Genomic DNA, 21,535 nt, shown 5'->3' on the forward strand with positions numbered 1-21,535 from the left:
AGGCATAAGCAAAGACTTATAGTTAAACCATCAGCCTGCCGTCAGAGCCCATAAAAAATGCGTAAGTCCTTGATGCGTATGACATTACGCCAATTGCAGATCTTCAACGAAGTGTGTGATTTACGGTCCTACAGCCGCGCAGCCGATGAAATGTCTCTGACACAACCGGCCGTCAGCCTACAGATTCGTCAGCTGGAAGAGCTGATCGGGCAACCATTATTCGATTATGTCGGCAAAAAACTCTACATGACCGAGGCCGCCGAAGCCCTGCAGCGTGCCAGCCGGGACATCTTCGGGCGCCTGGAAAACCTCGACATGCAGCTGTCGGACATGCAGGGCTCGCTGCAGGGGCAGCTGAAACTGGCGGTGGAATCCAGCGCTAAATACTTCGTGCCGCATCTGTTCGCCGCGTTCAAGCGCCAGCACCCGGAAGTGAACCTGCAACTGACCGTGGTCAACCGAGGCCAGGTGATTCGCCGCCTCTCGGACAATCGCGATGATCTGGTGATCATGTCGATGGTGCCGCAGGACATGGGCCTGGAATTTCTGCCGTTTCTCAACAATCCGATTGTTGCCGTGGCGCGCCCGGACCATCCGTTGGCACACATGGGACCGCTGCGTTTGCAGGATCTTGAACCTTACACGCTGCTGATCCGCGAACCCGGTTCGGGTACGCGGCTGGCCTGTGAAGAGTATTTCAAGGAGAAACGCGTGCACTTCACCCAGACCCAGGAAGTGGCCTCGGCTGAAGCCCAGCGCGAATGCGTAGTGGCGGGTCTGGGCCTGGCGCTGTTGACGCGCCACGCCCTGAACCTGGAGCTGGCGACCGGCGGCCTGGTCGAGCTGCCGGTCGAAGAGTTGCCGCTGTTTCGCAGCTGGTGCCTGGTGCAAGCCAAGGCCAAACGCCTGTCACCGGTGGCGCACGCCTTCCTGGCGTTTATCCGCAGCGAACGGGTGCAGATCAGCGCGCTGGTTGAACGCTTCGACGGGAAGCTGCGGGCGCTGCCTGCCAGTAGTTGAGTTCGATGTCCTCGGGAAAATCGCTGATTTCGCTTTGAAGCTGACGAAGTTCGAAGCGATCTTCGATCGCGCGACGGAATTCCATGCGGCGCTGGTCTTCCTGCTGACGACGGGTTTTCGCGGCGCTGTTGCGTTCTTCGTAGGGCTGAGCCATTTCGAGTCTCCCAGGCGAGTACGGGAGTTTCACGATAGGCGGGACGGATGACGGTTTGGCTGCGCAGGGATGACAGTGCGATGAAACTTTGCCGATTGCGGTGCTATTGAGGACGCTTTCGCGAGCAAGCCCGCTCCCACATTTGATCTCGATATGACACAAAATCTGTGGTCACCAGAGATCCCCTGTGGGAGCGGGCTTGCTCGCGAATAAGGTCGGAACGACCTTGCTTTAATCGTCCAGAGCTTTCACGGCCTTGGGGGATAGCCGCAAGCTGCGCAGGCTGCGCTTCACGCTCTTCAGGTGATTGACCAGACTTGGCCCGCGCGCCATGGCCACGCCCATGGCCAGCACGTCGATCACCACCAGATGGGCGATGCGCGAGGTCAGCGGCGTATAGATTTCGGTGTCTTCATGCACATCGATCGCCAGGTTGACGGTCGACAGCTCGGCCAGCGGTGTCTGGCTCGGGCACAAGGTGATCAGCGAAGCGCCGCTCTCGCGAACGAGGTTGGCGGTGATCAGCAGATCCTTGGAGCGCCCGGACTGGGAAATGCAGATCGCCACGTCGGTCGGCTTCAAGGTCACTGCAGACATCGCCTGCATGTGCGGGTCGGAATACGCCGCCGCCGTCAGCAGCAGACGGAAGAACTTGTGCTGCGCATCCGCCGCCACCGCGCCGGACGCACCAAAGCCATAGAACTCGACACGCTGCGCCTGGGACATCAGCGTCACCGCGCGCTGCAATTCCACCGGATCGAGCTTCTCGCGAACCTCCATCAGGGTGTGCAGGGTGGTGTCGAAAATCTTCAGGCTGTAGTCGGCGACCGAGTCGTCTTCGTGAATCGCGAACTGGCCGAAGCTGGCCCCGGCGGCCAGGCTCTGCGCCAGTTTCAGCTTGAGGTCCTGAAAGCCGGAACAGCCAATGGCCCGGCAGAAACGCACGATGGTCGGCTCGCTGATGCCGACACTGTGGGCCAGATCGGCCATGGAACTGTGCATCACCGCCGCGGGGTCAAGCAGCACGTGGTCGGCGACCTTGAGCTCCGACTTGCGTAACAGGTGACGTGACTGGGCGATGTGTTGCAGCAGATTCAAGGGGCTGGACTCTTCTTATGGGCAAGGATGTAGCACGCTTGTAGTTATACTACATGAATTGGCTTTTTGCCTGCTCAATGCGTAACTCCATGTCCCCGTATCAGGCGCGATGGAGTGCATGTAGCCCTTAAAGCGGATTTCCCTGTTCGCGTAAAAGCCCAGCCAGACGCTCAGCCTCCACCGGGCGACTGATCAGATACCCCTGCACTTCGTCGCAGCGTTCAGCACGTAAAAATTCCAGCTGTTCTTGCCGCTCGACGCCTTCAGCCACCACTTTCAACGACAGCCCGTGCGCCATGGCAATGATCGCCCGGGTGATCGCGGCATCCTCGCTGCCCTGCCCCAGTCCGCGAATGAACGCCTGATCGATCTTCACGTAATCCACCGGAATTCGTTTCAGGTAACTCAGCGACGAATAGCCGGTGCCGAAGTCATCGATCGCCAGCTTCACCCCCAGATCACGCAACTGCTGGAAGGTCGCGATGATGTGTTCGACACTGTCGAGCAACTGGCTCTCGGTGAGTTCCAGTTCGAGGTAGTGCGGCGCCAGCCCGGTTTCTTCCAGCACCTGGCGCACCAGGCTGACCAGTTTGCCCTGACGCAGTTGATGCACCGACAGGTTCACCGATACCCGAATCGGCTCCAGCCCCTGACGCTGCCACTCGCACGCCTGCCAGCAGGCCTGGCGCAGTACAAATTCGCCGATCGGCCCGATCAGTCCGGTTTCCTCGGCCAGACCGATGAAGTCCCCCGGCGGCACCCGGCCCATGCTTGGATGATCCCAACGCACCAGCGCTTCCGCCGCATTCAGGCGCCCGGTTTGCAGGCACAGCTTCGGCTGGTAGAACACCTTGAGCTGCTTGTCTTCGATGGCTTTGCGCAGTTGGTTTTCCAGTTGCAGGCGCTCAAGGGTACTGGCCTGCAGGCTGTCGGTGTAGAACTGGAAATTGTTGCCGCCCAGATGCTTGGCGTGTTGCATGGCCATGTTCGACTGACTGACCAGCGCAGAGATTTCCCGGGCGTTGTCCGGCAGCATGCTGATGCCCATCGAGGCACTGACCACCAGTTCATGCCCTTCGACCGTCAACGGCAGGCGCAGCTTGCTCGACAGCCGCGTGGCGACCCGCGCCAGGCTCGACAGGTTGCCGTAGGCATCGAACAGCACGGCAAATTCATCACCGGACAGTCGGGCGATGGTGTCGGCCTCCGGCAAGGCGTTGACCAGACGTCGGGCCATTTTTTGCAACAGCTGATCCGCCACCTCGTGGCCGAGGCTGTCGTTGAGCAACTTGAAGCGATCGAGATTGATGTGCAGCAGCGCCAGACTGCGGCGCCCGCCCTGACGCACGCGCTGATGGGCTTCGTGCAGGCGTTCGCGGAACAGCGAGCGGTTGGCCAGCCCGGTCAGCTCATCGTAATGCGTCAAGAAGCGCATGCGCTCTTCGGATTCGCGCCGCGCCGATAGATCGGCGAAGAAGCCGACGATATGGCTGACATTTCCTCGACTGTCGCGCACCGCGTTGAGTTGCAGCCACTGCGGATACAGCTCGCCGTTCTTGCGGGTTTCCACCAGTTCGCCCTGCCAACTGCCGTGCTGCTCCAGCGCGTGGCGGATCGCGACGTAGTGCCGCCGCGCATCACGACTGCATGGCAGTTCGACGACGTTGCGCCCGAGCATGTCTTCGATGTCATAACCGGTGACGCGGCTGAACGCCTGATTGATCGCGATCAGCGCGTAGTTCGGGTCGAGAATGACGATGCCTTCGCTGGCCGCTTCGAACACCGTGGCCGCCAGTCGCTGCTGTTCTTCGAGGCTTTTGCTCGCGCTGATGTCGCGCCGGGTGCCGACCATGCGGATCACCCGCCCACTGTCACTGCGCTCCACGGCGCGACCGCGGTCTTCGATCCACACCCAATGACCGTCGCCGTGACGTACGCGGTATTCGATCTGATAGTCCTCGGTGCGCCCTTTCAGGTGTTCGATCAGCGCCTGCTTGAGCCCTGGCACATCCTCCGGGTGCAGGCGTGGCTTGAGGTCGCGCAGGATCGCCGTGACGTATTCAGGCGCGAGGCCGAACAACTCCTGAATCTGCGTGTGATGGACTTCGTCGGTCTGCAGGTTCCAGTCCCACAGCCCCAGCTCACTGGCCTTCAACGCCAGGGCCAGCCGGGCTTCGCTTTTGCTCAGCGCCTGATTGGCCACGTCCAGTTCGCGGCTGCGCTGGGCCACGCGATCTTCCAGCTCAATCTGCGCCTCACGCAATTGGCCCTCGGCACAGCGCCGCTGTTCGATCTCCTTGGCCAGCGCCTGATTGAGCTGCTCGCTGCGATTCTGCGCTTGCTGCAGGTGTTCGATCAGGTGCTGATTCTGAAACCGTCGCAGCAAGCCACGATCAATCAGCCGATTGACCTGCCAGGCGACCACGCTCAGCGAACCGAGCAGAATCAGCCCGAGCCAGCCCCAACCGCGCGCCTGCTCATCACCGCCCCAGAACAGGTAGCCGATCGCCGGCAGCAGGCACGGCAAGGTAAAGGACAGAAACGCCGGCAGGCTGACGGCGTAGGCAACGCTGGCCGATAACGTCGCGGCACCGATCAGGCCGAACACCCAGGCTTGCTGCATGAAGTTGTCGGCAGGCACCAGGGCGATGCCGGCGCCGGCCAGGGTCAGACCGGTCATGGTCGAGCCGAGCAGGAACATGCGAAACCAGATCGGCTGGGCCTGGCGATCCGGGATCGCCGAATCGAACGCCGCGACCTGAATCACCCGCAGCGCCACCAGCGACAACAACCAGACCAGCCAGATGCTGACCACGAAATAGCGCTGCGGGCTCCAGAGCAAAGCCGCGCAGACCAGACCATTGAGTAACATGAACATCGTCGGCAGCAGCGAGCCCTGATACAGCAGGCGCGTGCGTTCGACCGCCATTTCGACGGCGTAATGCTTGCGGATGACCCGGGGTTCCACAGAGGGGCCCGACAGGTCTGAGCTGAGGGTCTTGTGCAATGTTGTTGTTCTTATAAGAGTGAGCATGGGCCCGAAACGTGGACGGAGCATACACAAGCCAACCCCGTTGCCAAACTGCTCCAGATCATAATTTGCCGGAAACTTTCCGCCGTCCGATCACCGGCAAAACCCGCAGAGTGAGGCGGGCCGAAGCCTGTAGCCAGTGACCGACCGGTCGTCATCGGCGGCACTTTCATCGGCTAATGCAAAGCTCGGTTTGCCCGGGCCTGCGGCGCACCCTAGAATGCCCCGATGCGCGATGATCTCTCCCTTCTGCTGAACTCCCTCAACGATGCCCAACGCCAGGCCGTAGCAGCCCCCGTTGGCCGTCAGTTGGTCCTGGCCGGTGCCGGTTCCGGTAAAACCCGAGTGCTGGTGCACCGTATCGCCTGGTTGATCCAGGTCGAAAACGCCTCGCCCCACTCCATTCTGTCGGTGACCTTCACCAACAAGGCCGCTGCCGAGATGCGTCATCGCATCGAGCAGTTGCTGGGTATCAACCCGGCCGGGATGTGGGTCGGCACCTTCCACGGCCTGGCGCACCGCTTGCTGCGGGCGCACTGGCAGGAAGCCGGGTTGAGCCAGACGTTCCAGATTCTCGACAGCGACGACCAGCAGCGGCTGGTCAAGCGGGTGATCCGCGAGCTGGGGCTGGACGAACAACGCTGGCCGGCCCGTCAGGCCCAGTGGTTCATCAACGGGCAGAAAGACGAAGGTCTGCGTCCGCAACACATTCAGGCCAGCGGCGACTTGTACCTGGCGACCATGCGCGGCATTTACGAAGCTTACGAGGCGGCCTGCCAGCGCGCCGGCGTCATCGACTTCTCCGAACTGCTGCTGCGCGCCCTCGACCTGTGGCGCGATCACCCGGGCCTGCTGGCGCACTATCAGAAGCGCTTCCGTCATATCCTCGTCGACGAGTTCCAGGACACCAACGCCGTGCAGTACGCCTGGTTGCGCCTACTGGGCAAGGGCGGCGACAGCCTGATGGTGGTCGGCGACGACGACCAGTCGATCTACGGCTGGCGCGGGGCGAAAATCGAGAACATTCATCAGTACTCCTCCGACTTCCCGGATTCGGTGACCATTCGTCTGGAGCAGAACTACCGCTCCACCGCCGGCATCCTCAAGGCGGCCAACGCCCTGATCGCGAACAACACCGGGCGCCTCGGCAAAGAGCTGTGGACCGACGGTGGCGACGGTGAAGCGATTAACCTGTACGCCGCGTTCAACGAACACGACGAAGCACGCTACGTTGTCGAAACCATCGAAAGCGCGCTGAAAACCGGCTTGGCCCGTAGCGATATCGCAATTCTCTACCGCTCCAATGCCCAATCGCGCGTTCTCGAAGAAGCCTTGCTGCGCGAACGCATTCCGTACCGCATCTATGGTGGCCAGCGCTTCTTCGAACGCGCGGAAATCAAGAACGCCATGGCCTACCTGCGTTTACTTGAAGGCCGTGGCAACGACGCCGCACTGGAGCGGGTGATCAACGTCCCGGCCCGCGGCATTGGCGAAAAAACCGTCGAAGCGATCCGCGACCATGCACGTCACAGCGATGTGTCGATGTGGGAAGCGATGCGCCAACTGGTCGCCAATAAAGGCCTGACCGGTCGTGCTGCCGGCGCCTTGGGTGCGTTTATCGAGCTGATCGAGAACCTTGCCGCCAAGTGCATGGAGATGCCGCTGCATCTGATGACCCAGACCGTCATTGAGCAATCGGGGCTGATCGCCTATCACGAAGCGGAAAAAGGCGAGAAAGGCCAGGCCCGGGTGGAAAACCTTGAGGAACTGGTCAGCGCCGCGCGCAACTTCGAAAACACCGAAGATGACGAAGAGCTGACGCCACTGGCGGCGTTCCTCGGCCACGCGTCGCTGGAAGCCGGCGACACTCAAGCCGACGAGCACGAAGACAGCATTCAGCTGATGACCCTGCACAGCGCCAAAGGCCTGGAATTCCCTTACGTGTTCCTGGTGGGCATGGAAGAAGGCCTGTTCCCGCACAAGATGAGCCTGGAAGAACCGGGTCGTCTGGAAGAAGAGCGCCGCCTGGCCTATGTGGGCATCACCCGTGCCATGCAGAATCTGGTGATGACCTATGCTGAAACCCGACGCCTGTACGGCAGTGAAACCTACAACAAGGTCTCGCGTTTCGTCCGTGAAGTGCCGAAGGGGCTGATTCAGGAAGTGCGCCTGTCGAACAGTGTCAGCCGACCATTCGGCGGCAACCAGTCGATGAGCGGCAGCAACCTGTTCAGCGGTAGCGAGATCCCGGAAACCGGCTTCAGCCTCGGTCAGGCCGTGCGCCATTCGATCTTCGGCGACGGCGTGATCCTCAACTTCGAAGGTTCCGGCGCGCAGGCGCGGGTGCAGGTGAACTTCAGCGAAGGCAGCAAGTGGCTGATGCTGGGGTACGCGAAGCTGGAAGCCATTTAACGCCTTGCTCGATTGCTTCTGTAGGAGTGAGCCTGCTCGCGATAGCGATTTATCATTCAATATATTTATTGTCTGACACGCCCTCATCGCGAGCAGGCTCACTCCTACAAGGCTTTGTGTCGGCTCATCTTTAAGGATATTTCCATGGGCTCAGGCTTCTTTTCTTCCTGGACATTCTGGGCCTTGCTCTCGGCGACTTTCGCCGCGCTGACGGCGATCTTCGCCAAGATCGGCATCGAAAACGTCAATTCCGACTTCGCTACCCTGCTGCGCACCATCGTGGTCCTCGTCAGCCTGGCCTTGATTTTGTACGCAACGGGCCAATATCAGTCACTGGGATCAATTTCCGCCAAGAGCTATCTGTTCCTGCTGTTGTCCGGTCTGGGTACCGGCGCATCGTGGCTGTGCTACTTCCGCGCGCTGAAAGTCGGCCCAGCCTCGCTGGTCGCGCCAGTGGACAAGCTCAGCGTGGTACTGGTGGCGGTGCTCGGCGTGATCCTGCTGGGCGAGAAACTCGACCTGCGCCAATGGGGCGGCATCGGCCTGATCACCGCCGGTGTGGTAATGCTGGCGTTGCGTCGATAAGCAGGTTTCCCGCTGAACCTATCCCATTTTCCTACAGACAAAAGTACATGGCCTTATTGCTTCGATGGAGCTGAACCTAAGCTGTCAGGCAAAAGCCCGAAACACTCTCTCGCTAGCCAGTAACACTTCAGCTGTGCAACATGGCGCGCGTGTCTCCACAAACGGGAATTCCCTTTATGAAACGTTTTCTTAGCATCGCCATGGCGTTGTGCATCGGCCTGACGATGAGCCTCGACGCCAACGCCAAGCGCTTTGGTGGTGGCAAAAGCGCCGGCGCTGCGCCGACGCACCAGACCAGCCAGATGGCTCCTTCTTCCCCAGGCATGGGCGGCGCAGCAGCGACCGCTGGTGCAGCCGGCGCTGCCGGTGCCGCGGCCAAGGCTGGCGGCGCGTCTAAATGGCTCGGCCCTCTGGCCGGTATCGCCGCCGGTGGCCTGCTCGCGTCCATGTTCATGGGCGGCGGCTTCCAGGGCATGCAGATCTTCGACATCCTGATCATGGCCGTGATCGCGTTCGTGATCTTCCGCTTCATCGCTGCGCGTCGACGCAAGCAGCAGGAGCACCTGGCTCCGGCCGGCGCGCCGATGCAGCGTGAAGTGTTCGAGCAGAAGCCTGCCGCCATGGGTTCGATCTTCGGTGGTTCGGCCGCGCCGGTTGCCGCTCGTCCGGTGATCAACGCACCGGCCTGGTTCAACGAGCAGAACTTCCTTGCCGCTGCGCGCAGCCACTTCCAGTCGCTGCAGCAGCACTGGGACGCCAACGAAATGGACAAGATTGCTGAGTTCGTGACCCCGCAAATGCTCGACTTCCTCAAGCGTGAGCGTGCGGACCTGGGCGACGGCTTCCAGTCGACCTACATCGACAACTTGCAGGTACAGCTGGACGGCGTGGATGATCGTGCCGACAAGACCATCGCCACCCTGACCTTCAGCGGTGTGTCGAAGACCTCGCGTTTCGACCAGGGCGAAGTGTTCAGCGAAAGCTGGAACATGGAACGTCCACAGGGCGAAAACCAGCCTTGGCTGGTGGCCGGTATCCGCCAGAACGGCTGATCCCCTGCGCGTTACGCATGTGGTAATAAAAACCCCGGCCTCGGCCGGGGTTTTCTATTTCGCAGTTGCATCTATAGCGAGCTACTGTATAAACCGGCCCATATAAACCGCGCCATTCAAGCAAGAGGATCCCGGACGTGGAAGAAATCATCGAACAACTGCGCGAAGCCAACGAACCCGTACCGGTTCCCCTGGAGTTGCCCGACGAAGACCAATTGGTGGAAATCGAAGAAGAACTCTTCATCAACATCCCGTTCGTCTTCAAAGAGTTTCTGCTGACCGTCAGCGACGTGGTGTACGGCAGCCTCGAGCCGGTGACCGTCACCGACCCGCAATCACACACTTACCTGCCGGATGTCGCGGCCAACGCCTGGGATGCTGGCGTACCGCGCGACCTGATCCCGATCTGCCAGGACGGCGACAACTACTACTGCGTCGAAGAAGACGGCACCGTGGTGCTGTGGTCCGGCGAAGAAGAGCTGATCACCGAAGAGTCCTGGGAATCGGTGTGGCATTGGGCGCGGGATGTCTGGCTGGAGAGCTGATTAGCCGGATGCCCGGGCCGGTCAGTGCCCCGACGACTCCTTGTGGTTGTCGAGGGTTTCCAGCAGGGCCACCTGCATCCGCGTGTGCACGCGGATGAACCAGCGCCAGAGCAGCGCCGCCACGGCGGCCGCGACCACGGCGACCAGCACCAGCAACTTGTTGGTCGGCAGGATACTGGCCGACAAGGCTGCCAACAGCAGGAAGATCACCAGCAGCGAGAGGATCGGGATCACTTCGGAGATCACCCGACGTACTCGCTGCGTGTGCCGCCCGGCCATCTCCGGCTTCACGCCCATCTCCGCCAGCAGCATCGACAGCGCCTTGAGCTTGCGATACGCCGCAATCAGGAACGGCAGCGACAGCAGCAGTGCCCCGCCCCAGATCAACGCCTTCTGCCAGCTCGGATCAGCGATCCAGTCCTGCATCCACACCGACAACCGTCCGGCGAAGAACGCGCCGCTGAAGAAGATCGCGATCACCAGCGCCAGATTGACCCCGACCTGCAACAGGATCCGCCGGATCATCGCCGCCAGCATCGCGCCCTCGCCTTGCGGTTGAATGCTGCGCAGCCATTCGCCATACATGCCGAACACCCGGCCCAGACGCTTGGGCACTGCCGCCGAGAGCTTGATCGACAGCGGATCGGCCGCACGGATCAGATACGGCGTCAGCAGCGTGGTGATCACCGACACCGCCACCGCGACGGGATACAGAAAGTTGCTGGTGACCTGCAGCGTCATCCCGAGCGCGGCGATGATGAAGGAAAATTCGCCAATCTGTGACAGCCCCATCCCCACACGCAGTGAGGTGCGTCCGTCATTGCCGGCGATAAACGCCCCGAGGCCGCAGGACAACATCTTGCCGAGCACCACCGCCACGGTAATGACTGCAATCGGCCACGCGTATTGCAGCAGGATCATAGGATCGAGCATCAGGCCGATGGCGACGAAGAAGATTGCACTGAACAGGTCGCGAACCGGCTCGATCAGCCGTTCGATCTTCAGCAACTGCCGCGACTCGGCCATGATCGCGCCGATCAGGAAGGCGCCGAGCACCATGCTGTATTCGAGCTTGACCACCAGCAGGCAGAAGCCGAAACACAAGCCCAGCACGGTAATCAGCAGCATCTCGTTGCTTTCGAATTTGGCGACATACGCCAGCAGACGCGGTACCAGCAAAATGCCGACCACCAGCGCGACGATCATGAACAGCGACAGTTTGCCGACCGTGGAGAACACTTCGCCGGAGCTGACCGTGCCGCTGACCGCGATGCTCGACAGCAAGGCGATGATGCCAATGCCGAGGATGTCCTCGACGATCAGTACGCCGAAGATCAGCTGCGCAAAGCGCTCGTTTTTCATCTTCAGGTCGTTGAGCGCCTTGACGATGATGGTGGTTGAGGAGATGGCGAGGATCGCGCCGAGGAACAGCGAGTCCATGGTGTTCCAGTCGAACCAGCGGCCGATTTCGTAGCCGATCCAGATCATCAGGACGATTTCAAGGAACGCTGCGATAAACGCCGTGGCCCCGACCTTGAACAACTTGCGCAGACTGAATTCCAGCCCGAGGCAGAACATCAGGAAGATCACCCCCAGCTCGGCGAGGGTCTTGATGGTTTCTTCGTCGTGGATCAGGCCGAACGGCGGTGTGTGCGGGCCGATGATGAAACCGGCGACGATGTAACCGAGCACCACCGGCTGCTTGAAGCGGTGAAACAGCACGGTGACCACACCTGCGACCAACATGATCACTGCCAGGTCCTGAATAAAGCTGATGGCATGCATGGTGTGGGCTCCTTGTATGACGTGACCCGCCGTCAGACTTCAGAAAGGTCTGAGCGAGCTGGGTAAAAATCCGCTTTTCGTGTAGGAATTGCCCTTGGGCAGGGCCTTTTGCAGGTTAACACCGCGACTTCCGGCTGGAAGGCGGTGCAATATAAGGAAACAGATCGGTCGCGGCGTGACGGCAGCCAGTCGTCTGGCGTCCCGATAACGGTGCTTTTGAAAAAACCACCAGGCACCCGCAGAGGTGCGTCCAGCCATCCAGCCTTGATCCGTGAGAACGTTATGGAACCCGGAAACGCCCAACTGTCGATGACGGTATTGATGACCCCCGACATGGCCAACTTCTCTGGCAATGTCCACGGCGGTACCCTGCTCAAATACCTCGACGAAGTGGCCTACGCCTGTGCGAGCCGCTATGCCGGCCGCTACGTGGTAACGCTGTCAGTGGATCAGGTGATTTTCCGCGAGCCGATCCATGTCGGCGAACTGGTGACCTTCCTCGCGTCGGTCAACTACACCGGCAACACCTCGATGGAAGTCGGCATCAAAGTGGTGACCGAAAACATCCGCGAGCGCTCGGTGCGCCACACCAACAGCTGCTTCTTCACCATGGTTGCGGTGGATGACCAGCGCAAACCGGCCCCCGTGCCGCCGCTGCAACCGCAAAACAGCGAAGACAAGCGCCGCTACATGCAGGCGCAGCAGCGTCGGCAAATTCGCCAGGAGCTGGAAAAGCGTTATCAGGAGATCAAGGGCGACGCCTGATCAGCCCTTTGGAATGATGTCGCTTTACAGATCGCCTTCGCGAGCAAGCCCGCTCCCACATTGAATCGCAGTCCTCCCATGGGAATGCAGTCGAACGTGGGAGCGGGCTTGCTCGCGAATGGACGTAATGCGGTCTTACAGGCTGATCGCCGTCGCCTCGAACTTCACCCGCGGATGCGCGATCCGGTCCTGCGCCCGCACCAGTTGCAGCTCGTAACTGGCACACGCCTGGGTTTCCAGCAGCACCTCATGCACCGCCGCTGCGGTGAACTCAAACGCCGCCACCAGACTGTCGCCGAGCAGTACCCGCGCGAGGAACAGCCCAGACGTCAGATCGCCGACACCCACTGGCTGACGCGGAAACGCCAGCAGCGGACGGCGCAGGTGCCAGCTTTCGTCTGCGGTCACCAACAACATCTCGAAACCATCCGCCGGCTTGCCCGGATAGTCCAGATGCTTGACCAGCACCGCTGTCGGCCCACGCGCCAGCAGCGCCCGAGCCATCGCCAGGCAGTCGAACAGCGACTGCGGCTTGCGCCCGGAGAAGCTGTCCAGCTCCAGTTGGTTCGGGCACATGATGTCCGCCACGGCTGCTGCTTCTTCCAGCAGGAAATCGCTGACTTCGGCCGGCACACTGCAGCCCTTCTCCGGATGGCCCATCACCGGGTCGCACAGGTACAACGCCTTCGGATTGACCGACTTGATGCGCTCGACGCCACTGAGAATCGCCCGGCCCTGCGCCGCGCTGCCCAGATAACCGGAAAGCACGGCGTCGCAGTTGCCCAGCTCGCCAATGGCGGCAATGCCTTCGACCAGTTCGGGGATCTGGTGCGGCGCCAGCACTTCACCGGCCCACTGCCCGTACTGGGTGTGATTGGAAAACTGCACGGTGTTGAGCGGCCAGACATTCACCCCGACCCGCTGCATCGGAAACACGGCGGCGCTGTTGCCGGCGTGGCCGAAGACCACATGGGACTGAATGGCGAGCAGATGAGGCGTACGTTTCATTCGGGTTATTCCGTAAAACGATTGAAATTCAAGCCGCGCAGTATGCGACGAAACACAGCCTGTACGACAGACCGGCGACGCAGTTAAGCTGAGCTTATCTTTTGGAGTTTCCTGTTGATGCTGACCCTCGAAAACATCTTCGTGCTGATGCTGTTCGCCGCTGCCGGCGCATGGTTATGGCACAACCACGGCTTGCGCGAGCGGGCGCTGGAGCGGGTCAAGCAGCATTGCATCAACGTCGGCGTCGAACTGCTGGACGGTAACGTCGCGTTGAAAAAAATCGGTTTGATCAAGGATGCCAGCGGGCGGCGGCGCCTGGCCCGGGTCTATAACTTCGAGTTCACCGTGACCGGCGAAACCCGGCACAACGGCACCATTACCCAGTTTGGCGCGCACAGCGCACAGATCGAACTGGCGCCCTACCCGGCGCCGTTCGACGATACGCCGCCGGTGGTCGAAGTTACCCGCCCACGGGCCGAAGTGATCGAACTGAGCCAGTGGCGGCAGGAACACAACAAGTGGAAGCCTTGAGCTAACCCGCCTGCACCCGGCATTGCGTCAGGCCTGACTGCAAAGCATCGATACGTTGTGCATCGGCAAAGATCAGCTCTATACGTGAATCCCGTCGCCACTCACTCGGTTGCCAATCCAGTTCGGCGTTATCCACCGCATTGGCCGACACCCAGCCCTCGGCGCTGTGGATAACCAGTTTGGCCCGCCGCCAGTCCAGGCTCTGCAGCCATTGGCTCAGACGTTGCGTATCGAACGTCTGTCCAGGGTGCCAACGCCAGCCGATGCTCCAACCGCCCTCCTGTGCCTGACTCAGGCAGATCGGCACGGCCGGATCGCTCCAGAGCGCCGGAATCGGTCCCGCTCCCTGCGGCACGACGAGGTTATCCGCACCTGCCATTGCTTGCGCCGTGACACCCGGCAACTCGCGTAAAGGCAGTTGCGCCTGCTGCGTCCAGATCATTTTGACTGCCGGCAAACGCTCGACGATGGTCTGCCGTGCAGCCTCATCCAGACTTTCTGCCTTGTTCAGCAACAGCAGGCCGGCGCTGGCCAAAGCCTCCTGCTGAGCGGTCGGCAAGGCTTTCCCGGCGGCCAGCGCCTGGGCATCCAGCACTAACACGCAGGGCTGCAGCGCCAGCACACCCAACCACGGCGCCTCGCCTAACTGCTTGAGCAATTGCGCCGGATGGCCCAGTCCGGACGGCTCGATGAGCAGCCGATCCGGCCTGGCCTTGCGCAGCAAACGGCCGAGGCCGATCTGAAACGGCGCACCATTCACGCAACACAGACACCCTCCGGCGACCTCGCCCAGTGCGATACCATCGGCGTCGCGGGTCAGTAACGCAGCATCGAGGCCGATCTGACCGAACTCGTTGATCAGCACCGCCCATCGCTCGCCGTCCGGCCGTTGGGCCATGAGCTGGCGAATCAGGCTGGTCTTGCCAGCGCCCAAAGGGCCGGCGATGACATGGGTAGGAATGTTCTGCAACATGACTGGGCGTTTTCTGAGGGGATTGGGCATGCGTTGGATGGGATGGTCGTTGCTGTTGATGCTGCTGTCGAGCGAAGCATGGGCCCAGGCTTGCGTGGTGCACAGCCAGGGCGAGCGACTCGACGTCAAAGTCTGCCAGCAGAACAGCAATATTCCCGAGAAGCTGTTCAGCGACGGCTTCTGCCAACCGACCCTGGCCGGGCAGAAAGTCGAGGTGCAGTACGTCGATCAATGCCCGAGCGGCGCGTTCGGCGTGTGCAACAACGCGCAAGTCGCCAATATGCCCTATCGCCAGGATATCCACTATTACGGCGTCGCCTCCGACGCGGCGTATTTGCAGCCGTACTGCGAAGGCCAGAGCCAAGGCAAGTGGCTCAAACCTTGAGCCGTCAGCCGAGCCAGTCGAGGGTCAGCAGCAGACGTCGCTCACCCGGCGCCGGTTGCGGGGAGCGATGAATCAGGCCGAAGCCTTCGTTGCCGTGCCACTTCTCACCTTTCAATAACGCCACGTCACCGTTCTGCAGTTGCTGGATGTTCGCGATGTCCCGTGGTTCGGCGTTTGCCTGGCCCAATTGCTCGCGATCCATCACGCCTTCCTTGAGCCACTGACTGCCGATCCCGCCGTAGGTTGTAATCAAGCGCACCGGCACATGATCGACATGGAAGCGTGGGCACATGGCTTTGTCCAACACCCGCAGGCGCAAACCGATGCGGCGAGCGCCCAGCAGACAGGCGAAGGCACTCACCAGCCATTGCAGGTCCGCGATGAAGCCCTCGTAGCCTTGCAGATCACGGAACCCGGCGGCCAGTCCTTGCAGATCAGGGTCGGCGTCTTCATTCGGCAATTCGATGCACAGTGATTCCGCCAAAGGCTCGTTGAGCGACAGCAGCAACTCTGCGAAATCGGCGATGTGCAGCGGCAGTTGGCGCTGCCAGACCGCGAGATTGACGTCGTCTTCGAGGATTCGCGTCAGCGTTTTCGGCGTCACCCCCTGATGCTGATGGCGCGCCCGGTTTTGCTGCAGTTTGAGCGCAAGCATCAGGCGGCCTCTTCGTGCCAAGGGCCGAACGGGTCCGGCAGCCTGCGCCAACCATCTGCGCCAATGGCCATTTCTTCATCAGTCAGCAGGCAGGCGTCGAGCTCCGACTTGAGCTGTACGAAGTCGATGTTCTGGCCGATGAATACCAGCTCCTGACGACAATCTCCAACGCTCGGTGTCCAGTTCTCCATGATCGCTGCGGTACTTTCCTGATCCTGCGGCCATTGGTTTTTCGGCACGAAACGCCACCAGCGACCGGCGAAACCATGGCGCATCAAACCGCCGGCCTGCGACCAACTGCCTGCGTCGGAGGGTTTGCTGGCGAGCCAGAAGAAGCCTTTGGAGCGCAGCAGTTTGCCGTTCGGCCATGGACGATCGATGAAGTCGAAAAAGCGCTGCGGATGGAACGGACGGCGTGCGCGGTAGGCCGTCGAGGCGATACCGTATTCCGTGGTTTCCGGCACGTGCTCACCGCGCAATTCCTGCAACCAGCCTGGGGCCTGAGCGGCTTTCTCGAAATCGAAACGCCCGGTGTTGAGGATTTTCTCCAGCGGCACCTCGCCCATCACCATCGGGATGATCTCCGCTTGGGCGTTGAGACGCTTGAGGATGGCCATCAGCTCTTCGCGCTCCTGGCGGCTGATGAGGTCGATCTTGCTGATCAGCAGTACATCGGCGAACTCGATTTGTTCGATCAGCAGATCGGTGATCGAGCGTTCATCTTCATCGCCCAGGGTCTCGCCTCGGGAAGCCAGACTCTCGGCGGCCTGGTAGTCGAGGAGGAAATTCACGCCGTCGACTACCGTCACCATGGTGTCGAGGCGCGCGACATCGGCGAGGCTCTGGCCCTGCTCGTCACGAAAGGTGAACGTTTCGGCGACCGGCAGCGGTTCGGAAATACCGGTAGATTCGATGAGCAAGTAATCGAATCTTCCTTCGCGGGCGAGTTTGCTGACTTCTTCGAGCAGGTCCTCGCGTAACGTACAGCAGATACAACCGTTGCTCATCTCCACCAGTTTTTCTTCCGCACGGTTAAGGCTGACATCGCGCTGGACTTCGCTGCCATCAATGTTGATCTCGCTCATATCGTTAACGATGACCGCAACGCGCAAACCTTCTCGATTACGTAGTACGTAATTCAAAAGTGTACTTTTTCCGGCGCCGAGAAAGCCCGATAGAACGGTCACGGGAAGTGGAGATGACATTGGATAATCCTCATCAGGTTGTGGCCGATGTGCGTTTTGGCCTGTTTTGGCGTAGCTCACCGCGTACTTGAGCTTCAAAACAGCGCTTTGGCAGAAGCAGACGCTTGCAATCGGCGAGCTCAGGCTCAATTCAAATTTATGTTATAGTATAACAATATAAATAAGCCAGCCCCGCTCTTGCCCAAACCGATAAAGCGCTGGAAGCTGCACGCAAACTGCCCATCGGACACCGAGATGAAAATTGCCCTGAAATGCTCGCTGCTGAGTCTCGTATTGCTGTCGATGGCCAATGCCTGGGGGAAAATTCCCCCGCTCGCCAACTGCACACGCAGCGCCAATCTGCTGGCCTGCATCGATGCGCAGGGCAATACCTACAGCGTAAACACGGTGGGCAGCACGATTTACCTGCGTGGCTTTGAAAAGGACGGCAATCGCTACTGGGCACAGACCAACAGTCGTTTCGGCCAGCTGACGTTCTTCACCGGGCTCGCCTCTGACGGCGAAGCCTGGGTTGGCTACACCCGTCGTGTCGGCTGGACGACGGTCAATCGCTTTTCCAGCTCTGGCGGCAGCAGCGCCAAGTTCACCTGCAGTCGGATCACCGGCTGCTAAACCTGCGCTTCTTGCTGTTCCTGCTGCCAGGCGATGTAGCTATCTACTGGCGGATTCTTCTGGAAGTAACGCTGCAGCCCTTCGAATAAACCATCCGCCACGGCCTGCTGATGTCGAGGCGTGACCAGCCGCTGGCTGTCACGGGCGTTGGAAATGAAGCCGGTTTCCACCAGAATCGACGGCACATCCGGCGACTTCAACACGGCAAATCCTGCCTGTTCCACGCGCTTCTGATGCAGCGTGGTGATGCCCGCCAGACTGCCGAGAACGGTGCTGCCGAGTTGCAGACTGGCGGCGATGGTGGCGTTCATCGACATGTCGAGGATCACGCCGGCGAGCATCGGATCCTTGTCCCTCAGGTTGAGCAGACTGGTCGCACCCAGCAGGTCCGCGCCATTCTCTCGCTGTGCCATGAAGCGTGCAGTTGCTGACGTCGCACCACCTTCAGACAAGCAATATACAGATGCTCCCGACGCGGTAAGACGCGGCGCCGCATCGGCGTGCACCGAAATAAACATGTCGGCCTTGTGCTGACGTGCGATATCCACACGCTTGCGCAGCGGCACGAAGAAGTCGTCATTGCGCACCAGTTTTACGTCGAAGCCTTTCTCCCTTTTCAGGCGTTTGGCGAGCAACTGAGCGATGGCAAGAACCACATCTTTTTCTCGCTCACCCTTGGCGCCAACCGCACCTGGGTCTTTACCGCCGTGCCCGGGATCAACCACAACGATGATGTCGCGCTTGGGGTGAGCCTGATTCGAGGGTGTTTCACGTGGAACCATTGCCGGACTTGATGCCTGTTTGGCGTTTACCAGATCAAGCACCAAGCGGTGCCCTTGGCCATCTTGAGGCGCCAAAAGGAAGCTGCTCAATAGCACCGGATGGTTCAGATCGAGAACGATCCGTGTATCACCCTGACCAAAGCGCCCTGATCGAATCGAATGAATAGCTGTATCGACAAGCGTCAATTGACTGAAATCGCCACTCAAACTCGCCCCGGAAAGGTCGATGATCAAGCGTTCTGGAGCGCTCAGGGAGAAGGTTTTGTAGCGCACCGGACCGCTCAGATCGAACACCAATCTGAGCTTGTCATCCGAACGCCAGAGGCGTGCATTGCGAATTTGTGTAGCCGAAACGGTGAAGGGAAAAGCCAAAGCCGTGCTGGCCACAAGCAGGTTGAGCAGATGACGTCGGTGCATATGAAAGCCTGTTCATGAAAAAGGCATCGTGATTTGAATTGTTATAATGTAACATCTAATTCAATCAACACGATGGTTCCGAACATGAATTCGCTGACACTTCCGGATATTGCGACTCAAGCCGCTCGGCAGGCGTTACCGCTTGATTGGGTGGGAATGTGCGGCATTGCTCTGCCTGTTTTATTGCAAGGCCAACGTCTGAGCGCAAAAGCTGATGCAGGCGTGAGTCTCGATGATGGCGAGGCGCGCGGCATTCACATGTCGCGGCTATACCTCGCACTGGCGGCACTTGAGCGGCAGGACCTCTCACCCTCCTTATTACGGCAGGTTCTCGAAGATTTTCTGGTCAGCCACGATGGTTTATCCAATAACGCCTACCTGAAAATCCACTGCGAAGTGCTGCTGAAAAGGCCTGCGCTAGTCAGCCCTCTAGCGGGTTGGAAGAGCTACCCAGTGAGCATTTCAGCGAGTCTGAAAAACCAAGTGTTCCACGTGGAACTTAAAATCGAGGTGCCCTACTCCTCAACTTGCCCCTGCTCAGCAGCGCTGGCGCGACAGTTGATTCAGCAGCAATTCATCGATGACTTCGCCAACAAGCCACTGCAACATGCCGAAGTTTTGGCTTGGCTAGGATCAAACCAAGGCATTGTCGCCACCCCGCACAGCCAACGCAGCACCGCGCAATTGCATATGCACCTCGACGAGTTCATCGACGAGCTTCCCCTGAGTGTGATCATCAATGACGCCGAAGCGGCGCTCGGCACCGCCGTGCAAACCGCCGTGAAACGCGCCGACGAACAAGCCTTCGCTCTGGCCAATGGACAGAACCTGATGTTCTGCGAAGACGCCGCGCGACGACTCAATCTGGCTCTGCGTCGTTCCCCTGGGGTCAGTGGCTTCCACCTGCGGGTGATCCACGCCGAAAGCCTGCACGCTCACGACGCGGTAGCCGAAAGCCACTGGCATCGAGAACTCCAATGATCCGTTGCCACACCCTGAGTTGGGGCGCATCCGGCCAACCACTGACTTCGCCACTGACCCTATCGCTGGAACACGGCAGCCTCAGCGCCATCATCGGCGCCAACGGCTGCGGTAAAAGCAGCTTGCTGAAAGTCATCGCCGGATTGCAGAAGCCGCTATCGGGAAAAGTCGCACTGGGTGTTCCACGCCAGGGCGGCCTGGCGTTCCTGCCGCAACAGCAACACCTCGACCGGCAGTTCCCCATCAGTCTCGAAGAACTGGTGGCCGCGGGTTTCTGGGGCCGTCGATTGTCGACGCAACTGCGCACGCAACGACTCGGTAACGCACTGGAAAACTGGCACTTGAGTGGATTGGAAAAGCGTCCGCTTATGGCCCTTTCCGGTGGCGAGTTGCAGCGCGCCCTGCTCGCCCGCTTGAGTCTGACCGACGCCCAATTGCTGCTGCTCGACGAACCCCACGCAGCTCTCGATGAACTGGGCCAGCAGTTACTCTGGCAACACATCCACGCCTGGCACTCCGAAGGACGGACACTGCTGATGGTCTGCCATGACCTCGCCGCCGTCCGCCAACACATCCCGCAGACACTGCTGATCAAAAACCGCGAATGCCTGTTCGGGCCCAGTGCCGAACTGATCCAGCAAACACCCGATATGCAGGTGGCCTGATGCTCACCGTCGCCCACCTCTGGCAACCGTTCAGCGAGTTCGTGTTCATGCGCCGAGCGCTGCTCGGCGGACTGGTATTGGCCTGCAGCACAGCGCCACTTGGCGTGTTTCTGATCCTGCGGCGCATGAGCCTGATCGGTGACGCCGTTGCCCACGGCATCCTTCCCGGCGCGGCATTGGGCTTCTGGTTCGCCGGTCTGAGTCTGCCCGCGCTGACCTTCGGTGGTCTGGGCGCCGGCCTGGGCATGGCCGGTCTCGCCGCCTGGATTACCCGTCGCACCGGCCTGCGCGAAGACGCCAGCCTCGCCGCGATCTACCCGATCTCGCTCGCCAGTGGCGTGCTGATTCTTGGCATCGCCGGCAAACGCCTCGACTTGCTGCACCTGTTGTTCGGCTCGGCACTGGCGGTCGACGGCCCTACTCTTCACGGCATGTTATGGGTCTCGGCCTTTAGCCTGATTGCCATGGCACTCATCTACAAACCGCTGCTGCTCGATACCCTCGACCCATTATTCCTGCAAACCGTCAGCCGCCTCGGCCCCCTCGCCCACGGCGTGTTCCTGACATTGGTGGTGCTCAATCTGGTGATCGGTTTCCAGGCCATCGGCGCCTTGATGGTGGTCGGCCTGATGATGCTGCCCGCCGCCGCGTCACGGTTCTGGAGTCGTCGCCTGCCGAGCCTGATTGCCATCTCGGCGCTTATCGGCTGCCTCTCGGTGTGGTGCGGATTGTTGATCTCGTTCTACTACTCGCTGCCCAGCGGTCCGGCGATCGTGCTGGTCGCGGGTATCAGTTATCTGCTGTCCGTGGTATTCGGGCCGGTGCACGGCTTGTTGCGCCGCCCGCCTTTGCTCACATCCCAATGAGGTGTTTC

At 60.4% G+C, this 21,535-nt stretch carries 21 protein-coding genes; 12 read left to right on the forward strand and 9 right to left on the reverse strand.

The features are described 5' to 3' along the window. Positions 1–57: 57 nt before the first annotated feature. Positions 58–1,020 (forward strand): LysR family transcriptional regulator, encoded by a 963-nt coding sequence (locus tag E4T63_RS28075; RefSeq protein ID WP_027610344.1) that lies wholly within the window; start codon positions 58–60, stop codon positions 1,018–1,020. Here E4T63_RS28075 and E4T63_RS28080 read toward each other — a convergent pair. From E4T63_RS28080 to E4T63_RS28095, 3 genes are all read right to left on the reverse strand, one after another. Then, a complete protein-coding gene (locus tag E4T63_RS28080; protein ID WP_027610343.1) occupies positions 962–1,174 on the reverse strand; it encodes a PA3496 family putative envelope integrity protein in 213 nt (70 codons plus the stop codon). The genes E4T63_RS28075 and E4T63_RS28080 overlap by 59 nt on opposite strands. Positions 1,175–1,405: 231 nt before the next feature. Next, on the reverse strand, positions 1,406–2,272 hold the full coding sequence (gene hexR, locus E4T63_RS28090) for a transcriptional regulator HexR (RefSeq protein ID WP_007962240.1): 867 nt from the start codon (positions 2,270–2,272) through the stop codon (positions 1,406–1,408). A 127-nt stretch (positions 2,273–2,399) separates the two neighbouring features. After that, on the reverse strand, positions 2,400–5,330 hold the full coding sequence (locus E4T63_RS28095) for a GGDEF domain-containing phosphodiesterase (protein ID WP_209318220.1): 2,931 nt from the start codon (positions 5,328–5,330) through the stop codon (positions 2,400–2,402). Positions 5,331–5,531: 201 nt separating this feature from the next. Between E4T63_RS28095 and uvrD the strand changes: the two genes are divergently transcribed. The 4 genes from uvrD (at position 5,532) to E4T63_RS28115 (ending at position 9,897) form a co-directional block, all read left to right on the forward strand. Continuing rightward, positions 5,532–7,715 (forward strand): DNA helicase II, encoded by a 2,184-nt coding sequence (gene uvrD / locus E4T63_RS28100; RefSeq protein WP_098966360.1) that lies wholly within the window; start codon positions 5,532–5,534, stop codon positions 7,713–7,715. A gap of 144 nt (positions 7,716–7,859) precedes the next feature. After that, complete coding sequence (locus E4T63_RS28105) at positions 7,860–8,300, forward strand: EamA family transporter (protein ID WP_027610340.1); 441 nt, start codon at positions 7,860–7,862, stop codon at positions 8,298–8,300. A 176-nt stretch (positions 8,301–8,476) separates the two neighbouring features. Further along, the gene (locus tag E4T63_RS28110; RefSeq protein WP_007962237.1) at positions 8,477–9,352 is read left to right on the forward strand and encodes a Tim44 domain-containing protein; all 876 of its coding nucleotides are present in this window, start codon (positions 8,477–8,479) and stop codon (positions 9,350–9,352) included. A gap of 137 nt (positions 9,353–9,489) precedes the next feature. After that, positions 9,490–9,897 carry an SMI1/KNR4 family protein gene (locus E4T63_RS28115; RefSeq protein ID WP_024164487.1) on the forward strand — a complete coding sequence of 136 codons (408 nt, stop codon included), beginning with the start codon at positions 9,490–9,492 and terminating at the stop codon, positions 9,895–9,897. A 21-nt stretch (positions 9,898–9,918) separates the two neighbouring features. On the opposite strand, the gene E4T63_RS28120 is transcribed toward E4T63_RS28115, so the two are convergent. Next, positions 9,919–11,682: a cation:proton antiporter gene (locus E4T63_RS28120; RefSeq protein WP_007960872.1), complete on the reverse strand. Its 1,764-nt coding sequence runs from the start codon at positions 11,680–11,682 to the stop codon at positions 9,919–9,921. A gap of 282 nt (positions 11,683–11,964) precedes the next feature. On the opposite strand from E4T63_RS28120, the gene E4T63_RS28125 reads away from it, so the two are divergent. Beyond that, a complete protein-coding gene (locus E4T63_RS28125) occupies positions 11,965–12,447 on the forward strand; it encodes an acyl-CoA thioesterase (protein ID WP_041073853.1) in 483 nt (160 codons plus the stop codon). A gap of 135 nt (positions 12,448–12,582) precedes the next feature. On the opposite strand, the gene pdxY is transcribed toward E4T63_RS28125, so the two are convergent. Further along, entirely contained in the window at positions 12,583–13,455 is an 873-nt protein-coding gene (gene pdxY, locus E4T63_RS28130) for a pyridoxal kinase PdxY (RefSeq protein WP_135296871.1), read from the reverse strand. A gap of 117 nt (positions 13,456–13,572) precedes the next feature. Between pdxY and E4T63_RS28135 the strand changes: the two genes are divergently transcribed. Further along, positions 13,573–13,986: a DUF3301 domain-containing protein gene (locus tag E4T63_RS28135; protein WP_025112628.1), complete on the forward strand. Its 414-nt coding sequence runs from the start codon at positions 13,573–13,575 to the stop codon at positions 13,984–13,986. Position 13,987: 1 nt separating this feature from the next. Here E4T63_RS28135 and E4T63_RS28140 read toward each other — a convergent pair whose 3' ends face one another. Then, positions 13,988–14,959: a CobW family GTP-binding protein gene (locus E4T63_RS28140; RefSeq protein ID WP_135296872.1), complete on the reverse strand. Its 972-nt coding sequence runs from the start codon at positions 14,957–14,959 to the stop codon at positions 13,988–13,990. 28 nt (positions 14,960–14,987) lie between these two features. Between E4T63_RS28140 and E4T63_RS28145 the strand changes: the two genes are divergently transcribed. Further along, entirely contained in the window at positions 14,988–15,344 is a 357-nt protein-coding gene (locus tag E4T63_RS28145) for an NADH:ubiquinone oxidoreductase (RefSeq protein WP_135296873.1), read from the forward strand. 4 nt (positions 15,345–15,348) lie between these two features. On the opposite strand, the gene E4T63_RS28150 is transcribed toward E4T63_RS28145, so the two are convergent. Both E4T63_RS28150 and zigA read right to left on the reverse strand, forming a co-directional pair. Beyond that, complete coding sequence (locus E4T63_RS28150; protein WP_135296874.1) at positions 15,349–15,999, reverse strand: DUF1826 domain-containing protein; 651 nt, start codon at positions 15,997–15,999, stop codon at positions 15,349–15,351. Further along, positions 15,999–17,204: a zinc metallochaperone GTPase ZigA gene (gene zigA, locus E4T63_RS28155; protein WP_027610333.1), complete on the reverse strand. Its 1,206-nt coding sequence runs from the start codon at positions 17,202–17,204 to the stop codon at positions 15,999–16,001. The genes E4T63_RS28150 and zigA overlap by 1 nt, the downstream gene beginning before the upstream one ends. A 234-nt stretch (positions 17,205–17,438) precedes the next feature. On the opposite strand from zigA, the gene E4T63_RS28160 reads away from it, so the two are divergent. After that, positions 17,439–17,816, forward strand: a complete 378-nt coding sequence (locus tag E4T63_RS28160; RefSeq protein ID WP_096795434.1) for a glutamine synthetase — start codon at positions 17,439–17,441, stop codon at positions 17,814–17,816. Here the strand turns inward: E4T63_RS28160 and E4T63_RS28165 are convergent. Next, a complete protein-coding gene (locus tag E4T63_RS28165; RefSeq protein WP_135296875.1) occupies positions 17,813–19,015 on the reverse strand; it encodes an N-acetylmuramoyl-L-alanine amidase in 1,203 nt (400 codons plus the stop codon). The genes E4T63_RS28160 and E4T63_RS28165 overlap by 4 nt on opposite strands. Positions 19,016–19,099: 84 nt before the next feature. On the opposite strand from E4T63_RS28165, the gene folE2 reads away from it, so the two are divergent. The 3 genes from folE2 to E4T63_RS28180 are packed head-to-tail and all read left to right on the forward strand — an operon-like array spanning position 19,100 to position 21,527. After that, the gene (folE2, locus tag E4T63_RS28170; RefSeq protein WP_135296876.1) at positions 19,100–19,996 is read left to right on the forward strand and encodes a GTP cyclohydrolase FolE2; all 897 of its coding nucleotides are present in this window, start codon (positions 19,100–19,102) and stop codon (positions 19,994–19,996) included. After that, a complete protein-coding gene (locus E4T63_RS28175; RefSeq protein ID WP_135296877.1) occupies positions 19,993–20,661 on the forward strand; it encodes a metal ABC transporter ATP-binding protein in 669 nt (222 codons plus the stop codon). The genes folE2 and E4T63_RS28175 overlap by 4 nt, the downstream gene beginning before the upstream one ends. Continuing rightward, a complete protein-coding gene (locus E4T63_RS28180; RefSeq protein WP_135296878.1) occupies positions 20,661–21,527 on the forward strand; it encodes a metal ABC transporter permease in 867 nt (288 codons plus the stop codon). Before E4T63_RS28175 ends, E4T63_RS28180 begins: the two co-directional genes overlap by 1 nt. Positions 21,528–21,535 lie beyond the last annotated feature (8 nt).

Source organism: Pseudomonas fluorescens, from assembly GCF_004683905.1.
GTDB classification, from domain to species: domain Bacteria; phylum Pseudomonadota; class Gammaproteobacteria; order Pseudomonadales; family Pseudomonadaceae; genus Aquipseudomonas; species Aquipseudomonas putida_A.

Excerpts from the sequence above, each read along its gene's own strand:
- E4T63_RS28075 (WP_027610344.1), top strand. The coding sequence starts at position 58 with ATGCGTAAGTCCTTGATGCGTATGACATTACGCCAATTGCAGATCTTC.
- E4T63_RS28080 (WP_027610343.1), bottom strand. The coding sequence starts at position 1,174 with ATGGCTCAGCCCTACGAAGAACGCAACAGCGCCGCGAAAACCCGTCGT.
- E4T63_RS28095 (WP_209318220.1), bottom strand. The coding sequence starts at position 5,330 with ATGCTCCGTCCACGTTTCGGGCCCATGCTCACTCTTATAAGAACAACA.
- uvrD (WP_098966360.1), top strand. The coding sequence starts at position 5,532 with ATGCGCGATGATCTCTCCCTTCTGCTGAACTCCCTCAACGATGCCCAA.
- E4T63_RS28105 (WP_027610340.1), top strand. The coding sequence starts at position 7,860 with ATGGGCTCAGGCTTCTTTTCTTCCTGGACATTCTGGGCCTTGCTCTCG.
- E4T63_RS28110 (WP_007962237.1), top strand. The coding sequence starts at position 8,477 with ATGAAACGTTTTCTTAGCATCGCCATGGCGTTGTGCATCGGCCTGACG.
- E4T63_RS28120 (WP_007960872.1), bottom strand. The coding sequence starts at position 11,682 with ATGCATGCCATCAGCTTTATTCAGGACCTGGCAGTGATCATGTTGGTC.
- E4T63_RS28125 (WP_041073853.1), top strand. The coding sequence starts at position 11,965 with ATGGAACCCGGAAACGCCCAACTGTCGATGACGGTATTGATGACCCCC.
- pdxY (WP_135296871.1), bottom strand. The coding sequence starts at position 13,455 with ATGAAACGTACGCCTCATCTGCTCGCCATTCAGTCCCATGTGGTCTTC.
- E4T63_RS28135 (WP_025112628.1), top strand. The coding sequence starts at position 13,573 with ATGCTGACCCTCGAAAACATCTTCGTGCTGATGCTGTTCGCCGCTGCC.
- E4T63_RS28140 (WP_135296872.1), bottom strand. The coding sequence starts at position 14,959 with ATGTTGCAGAACATTCCTACCCATGTCATCGCCGGCCCTTTGGGCGCT.
- E4T63_RS28145 (WP_135296873.1), top strand. The coding sequence starts at position 14,988 with ATGCGTTGGATGGGATGGTCGTTGCTGTTGATGCTGCTGTCGAGCGAA.
- E4T63_RS28150 (WP_135296874.1), bottom strand. The coding sequence starts at position 15,999 with ATGCTTGCGCTCAAACTGCAGCAAAACCGGGCGCGCCATCAGCATCAG.
- zigA (WP_027610333.1), bottom strand. The coding sequence starts at position 17,204 with ATGTCATCTCCACTTCCCGTGACCGTTCTATCGGGCTTTCTCGGCGCC.
- E4T63_RS28160 (WP_096795434.1), top strand. The coding sequence starts at position 17,439 with ATGAAAATTGCCCTGAAATGCTCGCTGCTGAGTCTCGTATTGCTGTCG.
- E4T63_RS28165 (WP_135296875.1), bottom strand. The coding sequence starts at position 19,015 with ATGCACCGACGTCATCTGCTCAACCTGCTTGTGGCCAGCACGGCTTTG.
- folE2 (WP_135296876.1), top strand. The coding sequence starts at position 19,100 with ATGAATTCGCTGACACTTCCGGATATTGCGACTCAAGCCGCTCGGCAG.
- E4T63_RS28175 (WP_135296877.1), top strand. The coding sequence starts at position 19,993 with ATGATCCGTTGCCACACCCTGAGTTGGGGCGCATCCGGCCAACCACTG.
- E4T63_RS28180 (WP_135296878.1), top strand. The coding sequence starts at position 20,661 with ATGCTCACCGTCGCCCACCTCTGGCAACCGTTCAGCGAGTTCGTGTTC.